Consider the following 1,752-nt stretch of genomic DNA (forward strand, 5'->3'; position numbering starts at 1 on the left):
TTTGCCCATTCCCGCAGCCTTGCGCCGTGATGAACGTGAGCGCCCTCGTGCTGCCGCGTCTGGTCAGCGAGAACACTCCGGAAGCTGCCGCTGCACTGGCGGCGGTGATCCCCGGGCATACCTGAACGCGTATGCCCTTGGCTTGCAGTGCATCGACCTCCTCGGTCATCCGTCCAAACACTGCAGGATCGCCGCCCTTCAGCCGAACGACGCGGTGTCCGTTTTGCGCGGATTTCACCAGAAGGCCGTTGATTGCAGGCTGGGACATCGAGTGCCGCCCTGACCGTTTGCCCACAGGCACTTGCATCACCTGTTTGGGGATAAGATCGAGTACCTCCTGACTTACCAGTGCGTCGTGGAACACGATAGTGGCCAACGCCAGCAACCGCTCGGCCTTGCGGGTCAGCAGATCAGGATCGCCAGGGCCAGCGCCTACCAACCAGACATCGCCGGGGCTAAAACTGATGTCAGCCATGGGCTGCCTCCTTGTGTTGCAGGATCAGCCGCTGGATCGCGGGTTTGCACGAGCCGCAGTTTGTACCGGCGGACAACGCGGCACCCACTGCCTCGGTGGTCATAAGCCGCTGGTTGGCGATGGCGCTGGTCAGCGTGATCGTGCCGATGTCGAAGCAGCTGCAGACGATAACACCGCGGTCGGGCGCAGGCGTGGCAGAGCGTCCGGCGAGCAGCTCGGTCGCGCTGGCTTGCGAACCCCCAAGCTGGGTAATCAACCATTCGCGCCGGGGCAGCCGGCTTTGCGGCCCAACATAGAGCGCAGCCACGACCATGCCTTCGCGAAGAATGGCAAACCGGTGCTGCCCATGCGCGCTGTCGTGGCTTTCGATGCTCTCGCCGCGCGGCAGGACGCGCTTGGCAAACGCCAGCGGATCGCCATGCCCAGCCAGCTCGACCAGCCATCCCGACCTGGTGCGCACCTTGGTGGCGTAGCTGGCTGGCAGGGGATCGGGCAGCACCGACGCAATCAAAAATCCGTGCCAGTCGGCGGCAAAGGGTGAGATGCGCGCGGGGCTGTTCTTGAAGCCGGGCTGGCCCGAATGCGGATCGGTCAGCGCACGCGCCAGCGCGCCGGTGCGGCCGCCGGTGGATTGCTGGTCGGTCCAGTGGATCGGCACGAACAGGTCGCCGCGCCGTTGGCCATCGCTGATACTGACCCGGAAGACGCTGCTGCCCTGCGGGGTTGCGACCGTAGCCAGCCCGCCATCCGACAGACCTTGCGCCAGCGCATCCTCGGCGTGGACTTCAACCAGCGGTTCCTGCCGGTGCTGGCCAAGCCGTGTGCTCAGCCCGGTGCGGGTCATGGTATGCCACTGGTCGCGGTAGCGCCCGGTGTTGAGCGTCAATGGCCACGCCTTGAGCGGCTCGCCAAGCTCCATCTGGTTGACCGCCACCAGCCGCGCCTTGCCATCCGGCGTTGAAAAGCGGCCATCGGCAAAGGCATCGCCGCCCCAGCGCCAGGGTTGCATAGCGTTATAGGCAAGGTTGGAGATCGCGGCATGGCCGCCGATGTCGAACACCCTTTTCCCGGCATTCTGATAAGTAGAAAGCCTGGCATGTTCGCGGTAGATGTCGGCGGGGCGGTCATAGGCGAACGCCTCGCGCCAGCCCATTGCGCGCGCGACCTCCTTGATGATCCACCAGTCTGGCTTTGCCTCGCCCGCAGGTCGCAGGAATGCGCGCTGGCGGCTGATGACTCGTTCGGAGTTGGTGACCGTACCGTCCTTTTCGCCCCAA

At 65.0% G+C, this 1,752-nt stretch carries 2 protein-coding genes; both read right to left on the reverse strand.

The window, feature by feature from the left end:
• Positions 1–475 (reverse strand): uroporphyrinogen-III C-methyltransferase (cobA, locus tag C0456_RS20415; protein ID WP_291056502.1); only part of this gene is annotated, 475 nt, incomplete at its 3' end.
• Positions 468–1,752 (reverse strand): molybdopterin dinucleotide binding domain-containing protein (locus tag C0456_RS20420; RefSeq protein WP_291056505.1); only part of this gene is annotated, 1,285 nt, incomplete at its 5' end. The genes cobA and C0456_RS20420, both read right to left, overlap by 8 nt.

Origin of the sequence: Hyphomonas sp., from assembly GCF_013823385.1 — a bacterium.
In the GTDB taxonomy this organism is placed as follows: domain Bacteria; phylum Pseudomonadota; class Alphaproteobacteria; order Caulobacterales; family Hyphomonadaceae; genus Hyphomonas.